The organism is Sphingomonas sp. FW306-1B-B10E, assembly GCF_058782005.1.
The window spans coordinates 1-20627 of record NZ_JBYSXG010000012.1 but is presented as its reverse complement, the minus strand read 5'-3'; the positions used below and the strand labels follow the sequence as shown (position 1 = coordinate 20627).

General features: G+C 66.8%; 12 protein-coding genes. 4 read left to right on the top strand and 8 right to left on the bottom strand.

Features of this window, described 5'->3' with window-relative positions; translation table 11 throughout:
* Window positions 1-6: 6 nt before the first annotated feature.
* Window positions 7-678: a DUF6445 family protein gene (locus tag AC3WJI_RS06855; RefSeq protein ID WP_492756510.1), complete on the bottom strand. Its 672-nt coding sequence runs from the start codon at window positions 676-678 to the stop codon at window positions 7-9.
* On the bottom strand, window positions 675-2204 hold the full coding sequence (locus AC3WJI_RS06850; protein WP_492756509.1) for a tryptophan halogenase family protein: 1530 nt from the start codon (window positions 2202-2204) through the stop codon (window positions 675-677). Before AC3WJI_RS06850 ends, AC3WJI_RS06855 begins: the two co-directional genes overlap by 4 nt.
* A gap of 166 nt (window positions 2205-2370) precedes the next feature.
* Between AC3WJI_RS06850 and AC3WJI_RS06845 the strand changes: the two genes are divergently transcribed.
* Window positions 2371-3618 carry an MFS transporter gene (locus tag AC3WJI_RS06845; RefSeq protein ID WP_492756508.1) on the top strand — a complete coding sequence of 416 codons (1248 nt, stop codon included), beginning with the start codon at window positions 2371-2373 and terminating at the stop codon, window positions 3616-3618.
* Here the strand turns inward: AC3WJI_RS06845 and pgmB are convergent.
* Both pgmB and AC3WJI_RS06835 read right to left on the bottom strand, forming a co-directional pair.
* Window positions 3603-4259 (bottom strand): beta-phosphoglucomutase, encoded by a 657-nt coding sequence (pgmB, locus tag AC3WJI_RS06840; RefSeq protein ID WP_492756507.1) that lies wholly within the window; start codon window positions 4257-4259, stop codon window positions 3603-3605. The two genes, AC3WJI_RS06845 and pgmB, sit on opposite strands and share 16 nt — an antisense overlap.
* Complete coding sequence (locus tag AC3WJI_RS06835; protein ID WP_492756506.1) at window positions 4256-6478, bottom strand: glycoside hydrolase family 65 protein; 2223 nt, start codon at window positions 6476-6478, stop codon at window positions 4256-4258. The genes pgmB and AC3WJI_RS06835 overlap by 4 nt, the downstream gene beginning before the upstream one ends.
* Before the next feature lie 136 nt (window positions 6479-6614).
* Here AC3WJI_RS06835 and AC3WJI_RS06830 point away from each other — a divergent pair, with 136 nt between their 5' ends.
* Entirely contained in the window at window positions 6615-7529 is a 915-nt protein-coding gene (locus AC3WJI_RS06830; protein ID WP_492756505.1) for a hypothetical protein, read from the top strand.
* A 44-nt stretch (window positions 7530-7573) separates the two neighbouring features.
* On the opposite strand, the gene AC3WJI_RS06825 is transcribed toward AC3WJI_RS06830, so the two are convergent.
* A complete protein-coding gene (locus AC3WJI_RS06825) occupies window positions 7574-8614 on the bottom strand; it encodes a LacI family DNA-binding transcriptional regulator (RefSeq protein WP_492756504.1) in 1041 nt (346 codons plus the stop codon).
* Between the two features lie 144 nt (window positions 8615-8758).
* On the opposite strand from AC3WJI_RS06825, the gene AC3WJI_RS06820 reads away from it, so the two are divergent.
* Entirely contained in the window at window positions 8759-11230 is a 2472-nt protein-coding gene (locus AC3WJI_RS06820; protein WP_492756503.1) for a TonB-dependent receptor, read from the top strand.
* A 123-nt stretch (window positions 11231-11353) separates the two neighbouring features.
* Here AC3WJI_RS06820 and AC3WJI_RS06815 read toward each other — a convergent pair whose 3' ends face one another.
* The 3 genes from AC3WJI_RS06815 to AC3WJI_RS06805 form a co-directional block, all read right to left on the bottom strand.
* Entirely contained in the window at window positions 11354-14371 is a 3018-nt protein-coding gene (locus AC3WJI_RS06815) for a TonB-dependent receptor plug domain-containing protein (protein WP_492756502.1), read from the bottom strand.
* 457 nt (window positions 14372-14828) lie between these two features.
* Complete coding sequence (locus AC3WJI_RS06810) at window positions 14829-17135, bottom strand: putative bifunctional diguanylate cyclase/phosphodiesterase (RefSeq protein WP_492756501.1); 2307 nt, start codon at window positions 17133-17135, stop codon at window positions 14829-14831.
* A 47-nt stretch (window positions 17136-17182) separates the two neighbouring features.
* On the bottom strand, window positions 17183-18523 hold the full coding sequence (locus AC3WJI_RS06805; protein ID WP_492756500.1) for a FecR domain-containing protein: 1341 nt from the start codon (window positions 18521-18523) through the stop codon (window positions 17183-17185).
* 135 nt (window positions 18524-18658) lie between these two features.
* Between AC3WJI_RS06805 and AC3WJI_RS06800 the strand changes: the two genes are divergently transcribed.
* Complete coding sequence (locus AC3WJI_RS06800) at window positions 18659-20308, top strand: ShlB/FhaC/HecB family hemolysin secretion/activation protein (protein ID WP_492756499.1); 1650 nt, start codon at window positions 18659-18661, stop codon at window positions 20306-20308.
* Window positions 20309-20627: the final 319 nt, after the last annotated feature.

Sequence of the window (20627 nt, the reverse complement as noted above, 5' to 3'; positions counted from 1 at the left end):
GGCGAGCTAACCCAGCGACAGGAAAGCAGTGATCGTCAGGCGCCCGGTCGCCGGGTCGCGGTCGAGCACCGCATCGGGAGCGATCGCGCCGCTGTGGAGCTGTTGGCTGCGGTAGATCACCGCGCGATTGTACCGTGCCTCGACATGCGCGATCCGCTCGAACAGCGCAGTGTCGCCGAACGGATAAGCAGCAGCCGGTTCGCTGCGCAGCTCGGTGTTGCGCGCAGCGAGATAAGGCGTCGAACGCGCGGCCTCGACGGTCTCATATCCCGTCGCCCGGTGGCGAAAGAATGCGGTGCCGTCGCCGCCGTCGGGCGAGAGATAATGGACCAGCGCGATGCGTCCCGGTTGCACCGCATCGACATGCGGCAACCTCTGCTCGACCGCCAGTTCCCCGGGCGGCGTCGTGACGATCGAGAAGCTGGCGTCGAGCAGTTCGACGCCCGCATCATGCCCGAACACCACGCGCAGCACCGAGGCCAGCGCCGGCCGCACCTGCGCGAAATAGCCGTCGGGCAGCGGCGCGCGAATGCCCGGATAATGATGCCACCCCGGCTCGAAGCGCGCTGCCAGCGCCGCCGCCCGCAGCGCGTCGGGATCGGGATGGAAGCCGTCGACGATCGCGATCGGCTGCTGCTCGGCGCCGACCCTCCGCGCGACGATGTCGGGCCGGTTCACCCCTGCCCCATCGCCGCCGCCAGCGCCGCGTCGTGCAGCGGCAGCGTCGGCGTCGCGCGCTGGACCACCTCAGCAATCTGGCGGAGCTGCGCGAGATTGGCCGCGCTGTCGAGCGTGTCGGCGAGGGGATTATAGTCCTCCGCCACAATCTCCTGCCCGTTGAGCACTGCCAGCCAGCTCGCCTCGCGGAATAGCTCTTCGCTCCCCAGCATCAACCGTCCCGAGCGGCGGTACTGTGCCTCGCGCGCCACTAGACTCTCGGGCAGCGGCATCGCGCGCCGCTCGGCCCAGAATGGCTCGGTCCGGCCCGGATTGGCGTGGTAATGGAGGATCAGGAAGTCGCGGATATTGTCCATGTCGGCGTTCAGCAGCGCGTTGTAGCGCTCGGCCAGCATCGGATCCATGTCGCGATCGGGAAACAGCGTCAGAAGCTTGGCGATGCCGCTCTGTATCAAATGGATCGACGTCGATTCGAGCGGCTCGAGAAAGCCCGAGGAAAGCCCTAAAGCCACGACATTCCCGATCCAGGCCTTGCGCCGCGTCCCCGCGGTGAAGCGCAGCGTCCATGGCTCGGCAAGCGCGGCTCCGTCGAGGCTAGCCATCAGCGTCGCGGTTGCCTCGTCCTCGCTGACGAAGCGGCTGGAGAAGACATGGCCGTTGCCGATCCGGTGCTGCAGCGGGATGCGCCATTGCCACCCCGCCGCCCGCGCGGTCGAGCGCGTGAACGGCGTCGTCGTATCGAGCCGCTCGCACGGAACCGCGACGGCGCGGTCGCAGGGCAGCCAATGCGACCAATCCTCGAACGCGCTTGTCATCTCGCCTTTGATCAGCAGCGCGCGAAACCCCGAGCAATCGATGAACAGCTCGCCTTCCAGCCGTTCACCGCGCTCGGTGGTCAGCGCAGTCACCAATCCGCTCAGCGGATCGCGCCCGACCGCCTGCAGCCGCCCCTCGACCCGCGTGACGCCGGCCGCCTCGGCGATGGCGCGCAAATGCCTGCCGTAGAGCGCGGCGTCGAAATGATAGGCGTAGCCGAGCGTCGACAGGATCGACCGCACGTCCCCCGCCGGCTTGGCGAAGCGCCCCTGCCCGGCGAGCTGCTCCGCCAGCGAGAAGGTCGAAAGCGGCAGATCCAGCCCCTCGGCCTGCGCCTTGATCCAGCGATGATGGAAGGCGACGCCGCCCGATTGCACCCCGAACGTGCCGAACGGATGGAAATAGCGATAGCCCGGCCGTACCCAGTCGACGAACTCGATGCCCAGCTTAAAGCTCGCTTTGGTCTCGCGGAGGAACGCCGCTTCGTCGAGCCCGATCAGCGCGTTGAACCAGTGGATCGTCGGGATCGTCGCCTCGCCGACGCCGACTGCGCCGATCTCGTCTGATTCGAGCAGCGTGATGTCGAGCGTGCCACCGAATTGGCGCGCCAGCGCGGTCGCCGCCATCCAACCGGCGGTCCCGCCCCCCAGGATGACGACCGAGCGAACGCGCTTCGGATCGCGCGCCAGATGTTCGCCGGATTGGGTCATCGACTGATCTTCCCGCCCTTGAGGCGCGCGCAGCGATAGCCGAGCGCGCGACAATCTCCAAAATACCGCACCGAGCGTACATGCCTCGGCCGCGTGCTTATGAAAACCATTCCATAACGCACCGAGCCGAGCTAGCGTGCGTCAAAATAATATGAGGGAGAAGATCATGGGGCGTCCGGCACTCGCCATTATGGCATTGGCCACCAGCTATGCCGTGCTCGGCCTGCTGATGAACAGCGTCGGCACCGTCATCCTCCAGTCGATCCAGCATTACAGCGTCACCAAGCCGCAAGCGGCGAGCCTCGAGGCGTGCAAGGACCTGTCGGTGGTCGCGGCGTCGTTCCTGTTCGCGGTCCACCTGCCGCGCTTCGGGTTTCGCCGCGCGCAGATCCTGGTGATGCTGGCGATCGCCGCCGGCGCGCTGGCAATGTCGGTCGCCAACAGCTTCGTCGCCACCCAGTTCTTCTTCGTGCTCACCGGCCTGTGCTTCGGCATCGCCAAGGTCGCGACCTATGCATCGATCGGCCTCGTGCGCCCCGACCGCGAAGGCCATGCCAGTCTGACCAGCCTGATCGAGGGCGTGTTCATGATCGGCATCCTGGTCGGCATCTGGATGTTCGGCTGGTTCATCGGCGGCGACCACACCGGGCACGACTGGCTCCATGTCCATCGCGTGATCGCCGCGCTCGCCGCGCTCGCCGCTTTGCTGTGGTGGTTTGCCCCGCTCGACGAGCGCGGCCATGCCGGCGGCGAGATCGCGGCACCCGGCTATCGCGACATGATCGCGCTCGTCATCCTGCCCTCGACGATCGCCTTCCTCGCCGCGATCTTCTTCTACGTGCTGGTCGAGCAGAGCATCGGCACCTGGCTGCCGACCTTCAACAACCAGGTCCTCCATTTGCCGAGCGCGATGAGCGTGCAGGCCTCGAGCATCTTCGTCGCCGCGCTCGCGGTCGGGCGGCTGAGCGCGAGCGGCCTCGTCGCGCGGCTCGGCTGGCTGCGGCTGCTGCTCGGCTGCCTGGTGGCGATGGCGGCGCTCGTGCTGCTGACCTTGCCGACAACGCACGGGCTCGCATTGCGCCCGGACGTGACCTGGTTCAGCGCGCCGATCGCCGCTTACATCTTCCCGCTGATCGGCGTGTTCATGGCACCGATCTATCCGATCGTCTCGTCGGTGGTGCTGAGCGCGCTGCCGCAGCAGCGCCACGCGACCATGGTCGGGCTGATGGTGATCTTCTCGGCGCTAGGCGGCACGGTCGGCTCGATCATCACCGGCCTGGTGTTCGATCGCTTCTCGGGACAGGTCGCCTTTTATCTCGTGCTGGTGCCGATCGCGCTGATCGGCGCGGCCTTGTGGTGGCTGGCGCGAGTCATCGCCCGCGTCGCGGCGGCGCGCGATCAGACCGCGGCGTAGTCGCTTAGCCGGAAGTCGGCGATCGAAGCGATCATCCGATCCGCCCCTGGCAGCGATCCTGCTGGACCGATCCCGAGCGCGGGCATCCCGGCGTCGCGGATCGCGGTGATCCCCGCCGCCGAATCCTCGACCCCCAGCATCGCCGCGGGCGCCACACCCGTGGCGGCTGCGGCCGCGAGGAAGATGTCGGGCGCCGGCTTGCCGCGCGCGACGCTGGCAGGATCGATCACCACGTCGAATCGATCGGCGATCCCCAGTCGATCGAGCAGCAACGGCGCATTGCGGCTGGCCGAGGCCAGCGCGACCGCCAGCCCCGCGGCGTGGCACTGCTCCACCGCCTCGCGCGCGCCGGGAAACAGGTCGCCGGGACCGAAACTGGCGATCTCGTCGAGATACCATTGGTTCTTCCGCGCAGCGAGCGCGTCGCGGCGCGCGGCATCGAACCCTGGGCGGTCCCCCAGAATAAGCGCCAGGCTGCCCATCCGATCGACGCCCTTGAGCGCCTCGTTGGCGGCTTCGTCGAACGGTATGTCTAGCGTGTCGGCGAGCCGCTTCCACGCCCGGTAATGCGCGCGCGCAGTATCGGTGAGCACCCCGTCGAGGTCGAAGGCGACGCCGCCGAGCGGACGCGGGAAGGTCATCGGGCGAGTGCTCCGGTCCAGCTTTCGCCCGGCGCGATGCGGACCGCGTCGCCATTGTGCGCGAACGCCAGCGGCGACCCGGCGACGACTTCGTAATGCGCGCCGTCACCACCCACCGTCACGCGCAGCTCGCTTCCCCGCCAGCGCATGCCGAAGCGATAGCCTTGCCACGCCGCCGGCAGTGTCGGCCGGAAGCCGAACCTGCCTTCGCCCGGGCGGAACCCGGCAAAGCCCCAGACCAGAGCCAGCCACGATCCGGCGAGCGATGCCATGTGCACGCCGTGATCGGTGTTGCCGTGCTGGTCCTCGATGTCGACAAAGCTGGTATCGCGGAAGAAGCCGAGCGCAGCGTCGTCCTCCCCTACTTCGCTGGCGAGAATCGCGAAGCTCGATGCCGACAGCGTCGAATCATGCGTGGTGATCGGCTCGTAATATTCGAACACCCGCCGCTTGCGCGCCAGCGACACCTCTTCGCCGCCTAGCACCATGCCGAGCACGATATCGGCCTGCTTACAGACCTGATGGCGATACAGCGTCATCGGGTGATAATGCAGCAGCAGCGGGAAACGGTCCTTGGCGGTTCCCGCCACGTCCCAGCGCGGCCTGGTCAGGAAGCTGGCATCCTGCGCATCGAGGTCGCGCCCCGTATCGAAAGGCAGGTGCATCGCATCGGCGGCGCGTGCGAACGCCTCCAGCTCGCTGTCTTGCAAGGTAATCTTGCGCGACAGCTCTTCCCATGCCGCGGGCGCCGCCGCGGCCATGCGCTCGGCGACAACGCGCGCTAGCCGCAGATGCTTCTGCGCCATGCGATTGGTGTACCAATTGTCGTCGACCAAGGCTGTATATTCATCGGGGCCGGTCACCCCGTGGAGGTGAAAACCGTCCGCCTGCCAATCGCCGAGCGCCAGCCACAGCCGCGCGGTCTCGATCAGCATCTCCGCGCCCATCTCGAACAGGAAGGCGTCGTCGCCGGTCGCATCGGCGTAGAAGCCGATCGCGAAGCCGATCGCCGCATTGATGTGATATTGCGCCGATCCGCTGGGATAATGCGCCGAGCATTCGCGCCCCGCGATCGTCCGCCAGGCGTAGAGCGCGCCCGTCTCGTGGTCGAGCGCACGGGCATTGGCACGCGCGGCATCGAGCGTCCCGAAGCGGTAAACGAGCATCGCGCGCGCCACCTCGGGAGCGGTCACCGCGAACACCGGCAGCATGAATGCCTCGGTGTCCCAGAAATAATGGCCTTCATAGCCTTCGCCGGTGAGGCCCTTGGCCGCCGCGCTCGACCGCCCGTCGCGCCCTGCCGACGTGAACAAGTGGAACAGGTTGACGCGCAGCGCCGCGCTGGTCTCGGCATCGCCGTCGATACGGACCTCGGCGCGATCCCAAAATGCTGCGAACGCCGTGCGCTGGGCTGCGAGCGCCGCATCGAAACCGATGCGCAGTGCCGCGTCGGCGCGCGCCTCCGCCTCGCCGCGCAGTGCATCCGAAGCACCGGTCCCAGCCGCGTAGCCGGTCGCGACGACCAGCCAGTCGCCTTGCGCTTCCGACGCCTGCACCGTCGCCACGCCGACACCGCTTCCCGGCAGCCGCTCGACGACGCAGCGGGTCTCGGCATGTTCGGTCGCGAAGCCGCCCGAGGCGAGATGCACGCCGATGCGTGGATCGTCCGACTGTCCTGCGGCGCGCGGCGCCGGGGCGAGGAAAGGCTCGAGCGTCGCGGCCGCTCCATTCACGGCCACGCGGAGGCGGCGCAGCAGCACCGGCGTGCCGTCGATCGGCACCAGCCGCTCGGCATGGATCACGAGTTCCTGTCCGTCAGCGAGCACCCAGCGCGAGCGGCGACGCAACAGCCCCGAGCGCAGATCGAGCGCGCGGCTCGTCTCGGCGAGTTCCGCCGTCGCGAAATCGACTGCGACGCCGTCGAGCAGGACCCGCAGCCCCAGCGGCTCGGCGACGGGCACGCGCGTATCGGAGGTATCGGCGAACCCGTGAAGATGTTCGTGATAGTGGATCGGGCTCTGTTCGAACGCTTCGGCGAGAAAGGTCGAAGCGTGCGCCCGCTCCTCGAGCACGCCGCGCACGCCGATCGTGCCGTTCGACAGCGCGAGCATCGTTCCGGCCCAGCCTTCGCGTTCGGAATCGTCTCCGTCGATGACGAGCGTCCACCCATGGTCGGTGAACGTCAGATCCTGCCGCCGATCGCGTTCCCCGCCCGCCAAAACCCGCTCCTCCAGCTTGTCGACTGGAGATAGCGGAGCTTTGATAACGATTTCAAGAACAATGCGTGGCGCTTTACGCTGCGGACCCAAGTGAGGCTCGTTGCCAAGGTCGGCAGTTCCGGTCATCATCAAGCATATGGCAGGGCGAAGAAGCGATCTCACCCTCGCGGCCAGCGTGGGGAGCATCTGCCTGATGCTCGCAGGCTGCGGGCCGGTGAAAACGGCCGAGCTGTCCTATACCTCGCGAGCGGCCAGTGTCGACGATCGTCCGGATGACCTCTGGGGAGAACCCTATCCGAACGTGCCGCCACAGCCGAACGGTCGGCTGTTCGACCCGACCAGCGGACTGGGCGTACAGCGATTTGCCGATCAACTGACTGGCGGCCATGTCGACACCTTCGTCGCTCATCGGCGGGACCTCCTGCGGTCGGGGGCTGAAATTCACGATTTCTATCCGCCTGCGAAGCCCGGCCCCGGACCAGGCATGTGCGAGGCGCGCCGCTTTCAGGTTGCCGGCGGTTTCTCCAATTCTCGGGTGGTACCGGCTTCGGACGGCAAGTGGTTACGGCCCGTATATGCCGTGGCGGGGAGCCTCGCTCCGCTCGGCAAGGCGTCGACGAAGGCATATTGGGCGCGCCTGGCGCGGGCCTGTCGGCAACGATCCGATATGGATGCCTGGTTCGATGCCGAGCCGAAGCGCGCCTATCTCGGCGCGCGCCTCATCGATGCGGTGGTGGCCGCTGCCAAGCATCCGGGCAGCCTGCCCTTCGGCCTGCATTGCCTGCCCTACCCGCCCGAGGTCCAGGTTCGGCCACTTTGCGCCGCCGACGTTCGCAGGAGCATCGCCTCCCTGCTGCCACGCGCCATCCTGAGCGTCGGCGATTGCAACGACAGGCCAGGCGCGGACTGCATCAGCGTTCAGCTTGCCAAGGCCCCGGAGCGCTCACCGACGATCGAAGATCGTTGGACAGTCGATATCAGGTTCGACGCGAGCGATGGTCTGGCGATCAAGGACGTGACGCTGGCCGACACGCAGCCGATAATCGATTGACCGCACGGGGCAGCTGGCGGCTGACAGCAATTCCAAATTTCCCCTCAAGTCTCGCGCTTGACCATCCGGGTCGGCAGCACGACCGAGGCGGGGCGCTCGCCCTCGATCTGCTCCATCAATTTCTCGACGAGCAGCGCGCCCGCCACATCGGTCTTCTGGTCGATCGTCGTGATCGCCGGATGGAAATGCGCCGAGGGCGGGATGTTGTTGTAGCCCACCAGCGAATAGTCGCGCTGCGCCGCCAGCCCGCGATCGCGGAACGCGCCGATCACCGCCATCGCCGCAGTGTCCGAAAAGGCGAACACCGCGTCGGGCGGTGCCACCCCGGCGAGATAGGACGCGACCGTTTCGGCCGTCACGGTGAACGCCATGGAAGCGATCGGCAGCAAGTCGATGCTGACGTTGCGGGCCCCTTTCGCGGCGAGCTTGAGCCCCTCGTAGCGGAGGCGAAGCTCCTCGTGGCGGATGTCGCCGACGAACAGCCAGCGCCGGCGGCGATGGGCGACGAAATGCTCGCCCGCGAGCCGCCCGCCGCCGAGATTGTCGCTGCCCACCGCGCAATAGCCGGCATCGGGCGACACCGCGCCCCACACGACGAGCGGAATGTCGTGCTTGCCGAGCGTGCGCAGCATCTCGTCGCGCGTCCCCTGCCCGAGCACGATGAAGCCATCGGCGCCGCGGGCGCGGTGGAAGTCGCGAAAGGCGCGCACGTCGTCCAACCCCGGCGGCGACAGCAGAAGGTCCTGGTTGCGCACCGAAAGCGCCTCGGAAACGCCGGCGAGCAATTCGAAGATGAACGGATCGCCGATCGCGCCGTGCCGATGCGAGCCGAAATCGAGCATCACCGCCACGGTATTGGTGCGCGCGTGACGCAGCTTCTGGGCGTTGCGATTGACGGCATAGCCATGCGCGCGGGCGACTTCGAGCACGCGCTCGCGCGTTTCCTCGGTGACGAGCGGGCTGCCGTTGAGCACGCGCGACACGGTGGGCGTCGAGACCTCGGCGAGCCGCGCGATGTCCTGCATCGTCAGCCGCGCCAGCCCGCCGGGTTGACTGCCGTCCTTCTTGATCGTGCTCGCGCTCATCTTGGCTTGGTAGGCGATCCCTCGCCTGTACAGCAAGCGTCGTGAAAACCTCGTCACACTGACGTCTTGAAAAGCATTTCATAATTGCATAGCATTTGCGAACGCGAGGCAAGTGTGCCCGCGATCCTTCAAGGGGAGGTCAAGATGCTTCGCACTGCATTTCTAATGCTGAGCGCCGCACCGTTCGCGCTCGCAGCGTCCATTGTGCACGCCCAGGAGGCGCCCGACACGGGTGCTGCCCAAGCCGCCGATTCAGCCCAACGCGCCGAAGGCGGCACGCCCGATATCGGCGAGCCCGGCTATGACGGCGAAGAGATCGTCGTGGTCGGAACCGCCGGCGGCGGGACGCGCCGCCAGGACGCGGCCTTCGCCGTGACGACCTTGTCGAGCGACGCGATCGAGCGCGCCGCGCCGAACAGCACCGCCGACCTGTTGCGCACCGTTCCCGGCGTGATGGCGGAGAGCTCGGGCGGCCAGAACGGCGCCAACATCTTCGTGCGCGGCTATCCTTCGGGCGGCGACGCGCAGTTCGTCACCTTCCAGCTTGCCGGCGTGCCGGTGTTTCCGCCCTCGACGCTCTCCTTCCTCGAGAATTCGCAGCTGATCCGGCTCGACGAGACGGTGCAGCGCGTCGAGGCAGTGCGCGGCGGCACCGGCTCGCTCTTCTCGAATGGCCAACCCGGCCTCACCGTCAACGTCGTCCCGCGCACCGGCGGCAGCGATTTCCACGGGCTCGCCAAGATATCCTACACCGATTACGGCGAGATCCGCGGCGACGCCTGGATCTCGGGTCCGCTCAATGACGACACCGGCTTCATGATCGGCGGCTATTACGCCCAGGGCAACGGCGTGCGCGATCCGCAGTTTCGCGCCGAGAAGGGCGGCCAGGTTACTGCGAACGTGCATCATGATTTCGGCGAGCGCGGCTCGGTCGAGATCTATGCGCGCTATCTCAACGATCACGGCCAATGGCTGCTGCCGATCCCGGTGGTCTCGACCAATGGCGAGATCAGCGCCTATCCCGGGTTCGACGCCGGCAGCGGCGTGCTCGCCGGACGCGAGACCCGCATCACGACCAATGTGGTCGGCCGCACCGTGGACCTTGCCGAAGGGCGTGGCGCCGACGTGTTCAACAGCGGCATCACCTTCGATTACGAAGTCGCCGACGGGCTGCGCCTGCGCGAACGGACCGCCTATCTCGGCGGCAATGCCGACACGATCGGCCTGGTTCCCGACGGCCCGCCGGGATCGGCTGCGGCGCAAGCGGTCGCGCTGGGCGGCGCCGACTCCACGGTCGCGAGCCTCAGCTATGTGAGCGGCGGCGGCGCGGTCGCGGGCGGCGCCAACGCGCAGGTGATGCGCGCCGGCGTCTGGGAAGTGCGCAAGAAGATCAGCTCGTTCGTGACCGATTCCGCGATCGAGTGGTCCTCGGGCGGCAACAAGCTCACCGGCGGCTTCTACTACGCGAATTACACGTCGAACGACGTCTGGTCGCTCGGCAACCAAGTGCTGCTGACCGCCGAGCCCAATGCACACCTGCTCAATCTCACGCTGAATGGCGGCCGCGTCGCCACGCGCAACGGCTTCACCAGCGGACCGGGCTTCCAGGTGAACGCGCAATATGACGGCAGCGACACCGCCTTCTACGCCGTGGACGAGTTCCAGATCACGCCTGAACTGCGGATCGACGGCGGCGCCCGCTGGCAGCGCCACGCCGTCGACGCCACGATCCGGACTCCCGCCGCAGCGACGGTCAATCTCGACGGCAATCCGAACACGCTCTACGACAATGCCGTGACCGTGCTCGGCGGGCCGCGCTTCATCGACTATTCGGATTCCGCCTGGTCATGGACCGCCGGCGTCAACTATGACCTGTCGCGCCAGATCGGCTTCTTCGCGCGCTACAGCCGCGGCAACAGCTTCCCCCAATTCGACAATCTGCGCGATGCCTCCGACGCCGACATCGCCAACAATAGCGGCCTCGCCACCGTGGCCGAGGTCGAGACCTATGAAGGCGGGCTCAAGGTGTCGATGCCGTGGCTCAATCTCTACGCCACGCTGTTCCACAACAAGTTCGACGGGCTTGCCAGCACCCAGCTCGTCAACAATGTGCCGCTCAGCCAGATCGGCGGTGCCAAGGCGACCGGCGTCGAGCTGGAAGGCGCGCTCCGGCCGTTCCGCGGCTTCAGCCTGTCGGCCGCAGGGACCTATCTCGATTCGACCTATGAGGATTTCTTCACCGGTGGCGGCACCACCGATAATACCGGCAACCGCGTCCAGCGCCAGCCGCGCTGGGCGTGGCGCGTGACCCCTGCCTATGCAGTGGATCTCGGCACGATCAAGCCGTCGGTGTTCGCAACGCTGCAATATACCGGCGACCGCTATTCGGACCCCGAGAACCAGCAGCTGCTCCCGCATTTCTACCAGCTCGATGCCGGCGTCTCGGTCGATATCGGCGAGCGGCTGAAGCTGCAGGTCACTGGCAACAACCTGACCGACGAGATTGGTCTCACCGAAGGCAATCCGCGCATCATCGGCGGACAGGGCCAGGGTCCGATCCTCGCTCGACCCATTCTCGGGCGTTCGTTTCGTTTCAGCGCGGCGCTGAGCTTCTGATCCCTGCCCCTCGTCCTCCGGCTTCGGCCGGAGGGCATTTTTTCGGCAAGGCTAGAGCGGATCGCAGGCTCTTCTATCGGATAGAAAAATCCCCCCGGACGTGCGCCCGGGGGGATGAACATGTCAGAGCCGGAGCGAAACGCCTGCGACGATCTGCCGGCCGAGCAGGTCGTAGCCCATGATCGTGTTGCCACGCAGCAGGCCGATGCGGCTGCGGCTGTCGGGCACGATCGGCGGGTCGCGATCGAAGATGTTGTTCGCGGCGAGCCGGAACGTCATCTGCTTGTTGATGTCGAACGTGAACGCCAGGTCGAACCAGTCATAGGCCTTGATGCCCGGGAACGCGTCGCGCTTGTCGCCTTCCGGCAGCGCCGGGATGCCGGTGCTGGCGGGTGCATACGCCGTCATCGGCATAGCGCTGCGGTGACGCCAGTTCAGCGACACGCTGGCGAAGCGGTCCGGCGACGTCCAGGTGGTGCGGAACTGGTGCGACCAGGTTGGCAAGCTCTCACCGCAACCGCTGCCGAAATAGCCGGTGCAGTCGCGCGGCGTGATGTCCGGCGCGCCCTGGCTGCCAACCAGCGTCATCAGCGTGCCGTTGAAGCTCATGTCGAGCGAACCAACGTCGCCCAGGCCGACATCATACTGGCCCTGGAAATCCCAGCCATGGGATTTGGACTTGTAACCGTTCGTCGAACCGCGCGAGACCCAGCCGGTCGCCGGGCTGGTCGTTGGCGAACTCGAAAGCGTGCCGTCGGCGTTGCGCACGATGCCGCGGCAATAATAGTCGTTGCCGGTGGTCAGGCAGCCGTTCAGCCAGTCGAGCGGATTGAAGAATTCCAGCTGATCCTCGAGGTCGATCAGCCAACGGTCGACCGACACCGTCAGGCCCGGCACGAAGCGCGGACGCAGCACCACGCCGAACGTCTTGCTGTAGGCGGTTTCCGGCCGCAGCGCGAAGCCGCCCTCGCGAACGGTGCAGGCATCGTTCGGGCAGATTAGCGTCGCGCTGTTGTAGAGGTTGGTGGGCAAGCCGGTATTGGCACACTGCTGCGCCGACCAGGACGGCGCCACGCGCGGGCCACCCGGGTTGGACGCGTTGATCTGCGGTGCGCAGGGATCGGCGTAGAAGCCCTGGTTCCAGAAGATGTTGGACGCGTTGGCCGCCGCGCCGACGCCCGGCGCCGCCTGCGACTTGTTGTACGAGGCGCGGAAGATGATGTCCGAGACGGGCGACCAGATGCCCTCGACCTTCCAAGTGCCGAACTTGTCCTCGAGGCGGTTGTACTTGGACACGCGGTAGCCCGCGTTCAGCTGCAGCAATTTCGTCCAAGACTGGTTCTCGACCAGCGGCGCCTGAAGCTCGACATTGCCTTCCAGGATGGTCTGGGTAGCGCGGCTGTTGTCTCCGCTGCCGTTATTCTCGCGGAAGATCTCGTTATAGTCGGTGCGGTCCATCTCGGAGCGGAATTCGGCGCCGAGCGCGATTGCGATACCCTGCTCGGCGAAGGGCGAGGTGATGCCGTATTTGCCGAGATCGCCGCTTACCGTTCCGAGGAACTGGAGCAGGCGGGGAACGCGCTTGGCGATGCCGCCGGTCGCGCCGCCGAAGAGATAATTGTTCAACGCTGGATCGTTGTTGAACGGCGCGAAGGCGTTGAACGGCGCACAGCTGGGATCGGTGCCGTTGACGACCGAGCGGCAGGTCGGGCGGCCGTTCACGTTCACAACGTCGAGCGAGCGGTTGATGTTGTCGAAGCGCGCGAACGGCACGTCGATCGTGTCGAGCTGCGCGCGCGAAATCATGCCGGCGACGTCATAGGACCAGGCATTGTCCAGAACGCGACCGCGCACGCCAGCGACGATACGGTAGCCGGCGTTGACGAATTCCTGGCGCACCAGCGGCTGGCCATCGAAGCGATAGCGCACGTCGAGGGGGGCATATTGCCCTGCCACGCCCGCGTTTGCGCCGCAAAGCGTCTGCGCCTGCGAGGCGGAGAGGAACGGGTTATCGCAGTTCACCTGGAACGGCGTCGAGCCGTACGCGGTGTAGGAGAAGTTGCGGTTCAGCTGCGTGTTGTACGACTTGTCGCGATAGTAGAGACCGTTCACGTAGAGTTCGACGTGATCCGAGATCTCCGCCGTCAGGAAGCCACCCGCATTGATGCGGTTGAACGGCCGCTGGAACGCCCAATCGTCATACGGATTGGCCGAGCTGCCCGCCGGTCCGCTGTTGATCGGGATGAAGGTGCCGTTGCCATTTGGGTTGTTGACGTACTGCGTGCCCGCATTCGGGCCCGCTTGGGGGATGATCGTGCCGGCGGGCGTGTAGCTGGCGCGCGAGCAGGCAAGCGGCGAGGTGCGGCTGCTGGTTACCACTTCGCAGACCGCATTCGAACGATCGCGCAGCTTGACGAGGCTCGACTGGCGATAATCCGCGAACGCCGAGATGTTGACGCGATTGTCGAACAGATTGATGCCCGCGGCGACGCTGAGATCGGCACGGCCGCCATCATTGGTCGCGCCGAGCGGCGCGTTGAAGCCGGCACGCTGCGCCGCCTCGGTCACCGCGCTGCTGCGGTTGTTGTGGTTGAAGAAGCTGTAGTTTCCGTCGACGCGGATACCTTCGAAATTCTTCTTGAGGATGAAGTTGACGACGCCCGCGACGGCGTCCGAACCATAAACCGAGGAAGCGCCGCCGGTCAGCACGTCGATCCGCTCGACCAGTGCGTTGGGAATGATGCCCAGGTCGACCGAGTTGGGCAGGCCGATGCGCAGCCCGTCGATCAGCATCAGCGTGCGCTCATAGCCCAGGCTGCGCAGCTTGATGCGCTGGCGGCCTTCCGAGTCGCTGAAGTTCTGCTCCGAATTGACCTGCACCTGGGGCAGGCGGTTGAGCACTTCCTCGATCGTGGTCGCGCCCTGCGCGGCGATCTCGGCAGAAGTGGTAGTGACGATCGGCGCGGCCGAGTGGTTGTTGGGGCGCACGATGCGCGTGCCGGTAACGACCACTTCGCCGCTCTCGCTGGCGCCGACGCGATCACCATCTGCAGCGATCTTGGCGGAAGCGACCGGATCGCCTGCGTCCTGCGCCAGTGCGTCGCTACTGGTATCCGTCTGCGCCTGCGCGGACACCGGCATCGCAACCAAAGCAGCAACGCAACAACTCGTGGCCAAAAGTCCCCTGAACAGCATTAAATCTCCTCTACGCTCCCTGTGGCGTCGGGGTGATCTGCAGGGCGCCGGCCGCTTTTGCACGACCGTACGCCAATAGGCGCGCCGGCTTCTGCCGTTCGCGCCACGCTGCCCCCAACGTCCGCAATCAAGCTGTCACAGAGTGATGCGAGGAACAACTTTAATTCGGACATTTGGTTTACGAATTGGCGGCAGTGTGTCGTCAGTGCTGCACTTTGCCATGTGACGGCGGACTAGCGCACCAGCAGCCACACGACGAAGGTGATGAGAAGCAGCGGGGCGAGGAGGATCGGCAAGCTGGCCTTCCAGCCATATTTCTCGTGCGCGACCTCTATCGTGCCTTCCCAGACCCAGACGATCGCTTCAAGTCACATTGCTTCCTCGCCGTGGACCTGTCCGCGGGTCACGCCGCCAGCATATGCTCCACGAGCAATCGCTCGAGATCGGCTGCGGCGATCGGGCGGCTGACGAAATAGCCCTGGACCATATCGCAGCCTATCGCGCGTAGAAAGGCAAGGCATTCGGCATCCTCGACGCCTTCGGCCACGACCTTGAGACCCAGCTCGTGCGCGAGATTGACGGTCGAGCGCACCAGCACGCCATCGCCCCGATTCTGGTGGGCGAACTGGACGAAGCTGCGATCGATCTTGAGCTCGTTGAGCGGCAGTTGCTTGAGATAGCTCAAGGTCGATTGACCGGTCCCGTAATCGTCCATCGAAATGGCGATGCCCATTTCGCGGAACGACCGCAAGGCGGTCGCGGCGCCCTCGGGATCGCTCATCGCCGCGGACTCGGTGACTTCGAAGGTCAGCCAGATGGGGTCGATTGCGCTGCGCTCGACGAGCGCACGAAGCGAAGCGATAAAGTCGGGCGAGTTGAGCAACTTGGCAGAAATGTTCACTGCGCCGGTCACCGCATGCCCGCGGGCGTGCCAACCCAGCAGATCGTTGATGGTCTGGCGCAGGACGTGCAGTGTCAGCCCGGCGATGCGGTCGTTGCGTTCGGCCAGCGGGATGAAAAGATCCGGGCGCAGGAAGCCGCGCGATGGGTGCTGCCAGCGGACCAGCGCCTCGACGCTGGCGATGCGATCGGCAGCGAGATCGAGCTTGGGCTGATAGACGACCTGGATCTCGCCGCGCTCGATCGCGTCATCGAGTTCGCCGAGCAGCGAGAGCTCGCGGTCGACCGTTTCGCCGTCGTCCGAATGGTGTGCATGCCAGCCGCTGCCCGATGCCAGCGCCTGCGCCGCGGCGAGCCCCGCCTGGGCGATGGCACGGTCCCCCGCATCGGCTTCGTCGGCAAAGCCGATCGCGATCGCCACGTCTACGCGCCGGCCGGCGACGTCGATCGGGCTCAGCATCGCGGTCCGGAGCGTCGCGATCCGCTGCTCGAGATCGGATCGGTCGTAGCAGCGCCAGGCGAGCACGCGGTCCTCGATCCGGTATACCGTCGCTCCCTCCGACACGAGCGCAATACGGTCGCGCACGCGCTTGACGAGTTGCGCGGCCGCGGCCGCGCCGAGACCGGCCGCCAGCTTGTCGAAATCGGCGATGTGCGCGGCGAGCACGCCTTCGCCCGGATAGCTACGCAGCGCATCGTGCAGCGCGTGCCGGTTGGGCAGGCCCGTCTCCGCATCGTGGAGCCGTCGGCGGCGCGCCGCGGCGAGCGATCGCATGGTGACGGCCGCAAGCCCGACCGCAGCCACCGTGACCAGCGCCGGGGCCAGCGGGAAGATCCAGTGGAGCAGCCGGTCCAGCGCCACGCCAGACCCGACCAGCAGCGCGGGCGCGGCGATCAGGATCGCTGCCAGCCGGGTCCTCGTACGCGCTCGCAGGATGAAAGCGCCGAGCGCGAGCCCGAACAGCCACGGCAATTGCCAGCCCGGTTCGTGCGGAACGCCACGCCGCAAGGTCTCGGCGGCAAGCGCCTGGATCACCACGCCGGGAAGGACGCCATGATTGGGCACCGCATAACGGTCGCCGGTCTCGATCGCGGTGGCGCCGATCACGACGGCCTTTCCGCGGATGTCGGCCGGGGCGAAACGGCCCTCGGCGATATCGATAAAGCTGTGCCGGGGTAGCGAGCCCGGCGCGATCGCAAAGTCGATCGGGAAGTCCGAATCCGCCGCGCCTGCCGTGCCGGCAAGCATCGCAGACAGCGAGGGGCGCGGCGTCCCGGCGGTGACCGTTCCGACCGGCATGCGCCGGACGAGCCCGTCCGCATCGGGCTGCACGGTGACCGCGGCGAGCATCGCGTGCTGGCGAAGCGGCGCGATCGGAAGCGAGTCCCTCCAGCCTGCGCCCGCGCGTTGGCTGAAGGTCGGGAGCACCACGTTTCCGCCTGCCCCTGCCAATGCCGCGGCGAAGGCGGCGTCCTGTCCGGGCTCCGACGGCGAGGAGAAATCGACATCGAAAGCGATACTCGCCGCCCCCGCCGCCTGCAGCCGCCCGACCAGCCGGGCATAATGTTGGCGCGGCCAGGGCCAGCGGTCGATCGCCGCGATACTGCGCGCGTCGATCTCGACAATATGCACCGCGCCCGACGCCGGGTGCTGGCCGAGGCTCCACCCCAATTGGTGGATCGTCCGGTCGATGCCCACGCCCCCGCCCGACAGGCCGGCGGCAATGCCGAGCGCGCCGCCGATCGCGAGCGCAGCCTTGCGCCAATGCTTCCAGACCCTGTTGAGCACAATCATCGCCACCCTCTGCACGCGATCCTAGCGCGCGGATGCTAAGGGCGCGTCAACGAGCCTCCGGATTATTTGTCCTTGCCGTTGCCGTTGCCGTTGCCGGAATTGCCATTGCCGTTCCCGTTCCCGCCGGCGTTGCTATTGCCGCTACCGGAGTTGTCGTTGCCGTTCCCGGAATTGCCGTTGCCATTCCCATTGCCGCCGGCGTTGCTGTTGCCGCTGCCCGAATTGTCGTTGCCGTTCCCGGAATTGCCGTTGCCATTCCCGTTGCCGCCGGCGTTGCTATTGCCGCTGCCCGAATTGTCGTTGCCGTTCCCGGAATTGCCGTTGCCATTTCCGTTGCCGCCGGCGTTGCTGTTGCCGCTGCCCGAATTGTCGTTGCCACTCCCGGAGCTGCCATTGCCATTCCCATTGCCACCGGCGTTGCTGTTGCCGCTGCCAGAGTTGTCGCTGCCACTTCCGGAATTGCCCTTGCCGCTTCCGGAATTCGCATTGCTATCGCCCGCGCCGCTGCCGGAGGCATTACCCTTGTCGCCGAGATCCTCGCCGCGCACTTCCGCCGTCGGCGCACGCACGGCGGCGGCCGCGACGCTCGCAATCTGGACACCGGTAGAGCCGCCGACCAGACCATCGGTGACCTTGCCGAGATCAGCCGGGGTCGCCGTGATCATCGTATCGATCATCTGCACTTCGGCAACTTCCGCCGCGCCGGCTCTGTCCGCGACCTCAGACCTTGTGGCGTCGTCCGAAGCGCTGCTCTGGTTCGGCGCCGGTTCAGCCGGTGCGTTGGGCGCGGGGGCAGCCGAGGGTGCGTTGGACGGGTCACGCTGAGGCGAGTCGATCGTCCGCGTATCCTGCCCCTGCACGGTAAGCCGATAGCGATCGGCCGCGGAGACGATCGCCACCACCCCTGGCCGGATCAGCTCGCGCGCGCCGCCGTCATCGGTCGAGGTCTCGACCGCGCCTTCGACCACCTGCAACGACGCCCCCTGCTCGGTGACGGTGATCGAAAAGGTCGTCCCCTTGACCACGGCGGCGAGATACGGCGTGCGCACGCCGAAATGCGGATTGGGCTTCTTCTCGATCTGGAACAGCGCATTGCCCCATTCCTGGAGCACGTCGAACATGCCGCGTTGCTCGGCCACGGCGGGAATGCGGACGCGGCTGTTCGCGTTGACGGTCATGAAATCCTTGCCGTGCACCACGATCGCGCGCGCGCCCGCGCCGGTGGAGAGCGTCGAACCCTGTGAGATCACGGTACCGCGGCGCACCGGGCGGCTGCCGCTGGCATCCCGCACCGTCACGGTTCCCGCCGCCTCGCTAACCGTCCAGCCGGCACTCTGCGCCATCGCAACGGGGCTGGCAGACAGCAACAGCGCGCACGCGGCGGATTTGATGACACGGATCATGATAAGCCCCTATTCTCCAGGCTCGGCCCTAATCGCTTGATGTTTAAGTCAGGGTTCGCACAGGTGGTTAATGCGTTGATCTCTTGAGGAAATCGTAACGGCTCCTTCGCTACGGCCAGAGCGAAGGATTTCGTCATGTACATCGCCCGCGGCCTGGTCGCGTCTCTTCTGCTGATCACGCTGCCTTTGGGTGCCGCCGCTCACGCCCAGGATGCGCTCGACCGCGTGCAGCCGCCGGTCGCGAAGGAAGAGCACGCGCCGCAGGACATCGCACCGCGGCCCGCCGTGCACGTCGATGTGGAGGCGCCGGCAGCGGTTGCCGAATCGGCTCGCACAGTGCTGGTCGGCGCTGTGGTGCTGCGCGGGCTGCAACGCCTCGCCCCGGCAGACTTCGCGGACATCCTCGCCACGCGCGTGGGCCGGACCTTGTCGCCTGCCGAGCTCGCCGACCTCGCCAATGCGATCGCCCAGCGCGCGCGTAGCCGGGGGTACGTCTTTGCATCGGCCGGAATCGGCGCGCAGCAGCTGCAGAACGGCGTGCTTACCGTTGACGTGGATGAAGGGCGCGTCGACGAAGTCCGCTTCGACGGTGCCGAACAGCCCGCCGTGCGCGCCGCGCTCTCGCCGCTGGTGAGCGGCGCGCCGGTGAAGATCGACGCGCTGGAGCGCCGCCTGCTCCTCGCCGGCGATATCGACGGCGTCCGGATCCGCAGCAGCCGCTTCGTGCGCGAAAAGGGCAAAGGCGTGCTCGTCGTCAAGGTGTCGACCGACCGCGTCGCCGCGCGGGCGACGCTCACCAACGAAGGGACCAAGCCGCTCGGACCCGAGCAACTGACCCTGCAAGCCGACTTCAACGGGCTCCTGGCATCGGACGACTCGCTGACGCTGACCTGGTCCGGAACCGTGTTCGAGCCGGGCGAGCTGCAATTCGCCCGCGTGCGCTACGAGAAGCGCGTCAGCCGCAGCGGCACGGAATTGGCCCTGTCCGCCAGCGGCTCTATCGCCGATCCGGGAGCCTATCTCACGCCGCTCGGGATCCGCAGCCGCAGCTGGTATCTCGGCGCGACGGTGCTCCAGCCGCTCTGGCGGCGGCGCAGCGCCAGCCTGTGGTTCGAGGGCGAGCTCGGCATGCGCAACCTCCTCCAGTGGCGTCATGGCCAAAAGGTACGCGACGATCGCATCGTCGCCGCGCGTGGCACGCTCTACGGCTATACCGACTTGGCGGGCGGGCGTCTGCGAATCAGCACGACGCTGTCGCAAGGACTCGACGCGCTCGGCGCGACCGCGGCAGACGATCCGCTGGCCTCGCGCCGCGACGCCGACAGCAGCTTCACCAGCCTCAGCGCCTGGACCGACTGGACGCGCGATCTGGGCGGCGATTTCAGCATCCGGCTCGCGGTGCTCAGCCAGCTGTCGTCGCAGCCGCTGCTGATCTCGGAAGAGATGGGATTGGGCGGGACCGGCTTCCTGCGCGGCTATGACTGGTCCGAACGCAGCGGCGACCAGGGCGCTGCCGGCACCGCCGAACTGCGCTATCTCTGGCAAAATCCGCTCGGTCTTGCACGGCGTGCGCAGCTCTACGCCTTCGTCGACGGCGGGGAGGTGACCAATCACGACAACGGCTTCGGCAGCGGCTCGCTGGCCTCCGCCGGCGGCGGCGTCCGCGCCGACCTGACCCGCACCTTCGGCGCCAATCTCGAGCTCGCGGTGCCCTTGTCCGGCCCGCGCTACGATACCAACGACGAAACGCCGAAGATCAACTTCAAGCTGTTGAAGTCTTTCTAGCACCCCGCGGCAGGCGAGGTCGCCGCGCTTAGTATTCGTGCGGCCGCGCGAGACACGAAACGGTCACATGAGGTCCGCGAATTCATCTCCCCGCGCCAGCTTCTCGTGTCGGCGCAAGACCATTGTATCTACGCGCCAGTCGTGAGGGAGTGGCGCCTGGTATTGCGTAAAAAGGGGGCCGCTCGTGCGACTGGAACGTCGAAGCGGAGTGTTTGCGTTGCGCGGGAGCGTCCGGAGCAGCCATCGCGGCATGCTATTCTGCGGTGCCGCCATTGCTCTTCTGTCCAATGCAGCGCAGGCGCAGGTAGCGCCCCCTCCC

Coding starts and splice junctions, on each gene's coding strand:
- AC3WJI_RS06850 (WP_492756509.1), bottom strand. CDS start 2,204: ATGACCCAATCCGGCGAACATCTGGCGCGCGATCCGAAGCGCGTTCGC.
- AC3WJI_RS06845 (WP_492756508.1), top strand. CDS start 2,371: ATGGGGCGTCCGGCACTCGCCATTATGGCATTGGCCACCAGCTATGCC.
- pgmB (WP_492756507.1), bottom strand. CDS start 4,259: ATGACCTTCCCGCGTCCGCTCGGCGGCGTCGCCTTCGACCTCGACGGG.
- AC3WJI_RS06830 (WP_492756505.1), top strand. CDS start 6,615: ATGGCAGGGCGAAGAAGCGATCTCACCCTCGCGGCCAGCGTGGGGAGC.
- AC3WJI_RS06825 (WP_492756504.1), bottom strand. CDS start 8,614: ATGAGCGCGAGCACGATCAAGAAGGACGGCAGTCAACCCGGCGGGCTG.
- AC3WJI_RS06820 (WP_492756503.1), top strand. CDS start 8,759: ATGCTTCGCACTGCATTTCTAATGCTGAGCGCCGCACCGTTCGCGCTC.
- AC3WJI_RS06815 (WP_492756502.1), bottom strand. CDS start 14,371: ATGCCGGTGTCCGCGCAGGCGCAGACGGATACCAGTAGCGACGCACTG.
- AC3WJI_RS06805 (WP_492756500.1), bottom strand. CDS start 18,523: ATGATCCGTGTCATCAAATCCGCCGCGTGCGCGCTGTTGCTGTCTGCC.
- AC3WJI_RS06800 (WP_492756499.1), top strand. CDS start 18,659: ATGTACATCGCCCGCGGCCTGGTCGCGTCTCTTCTGCTGATCACGCTG.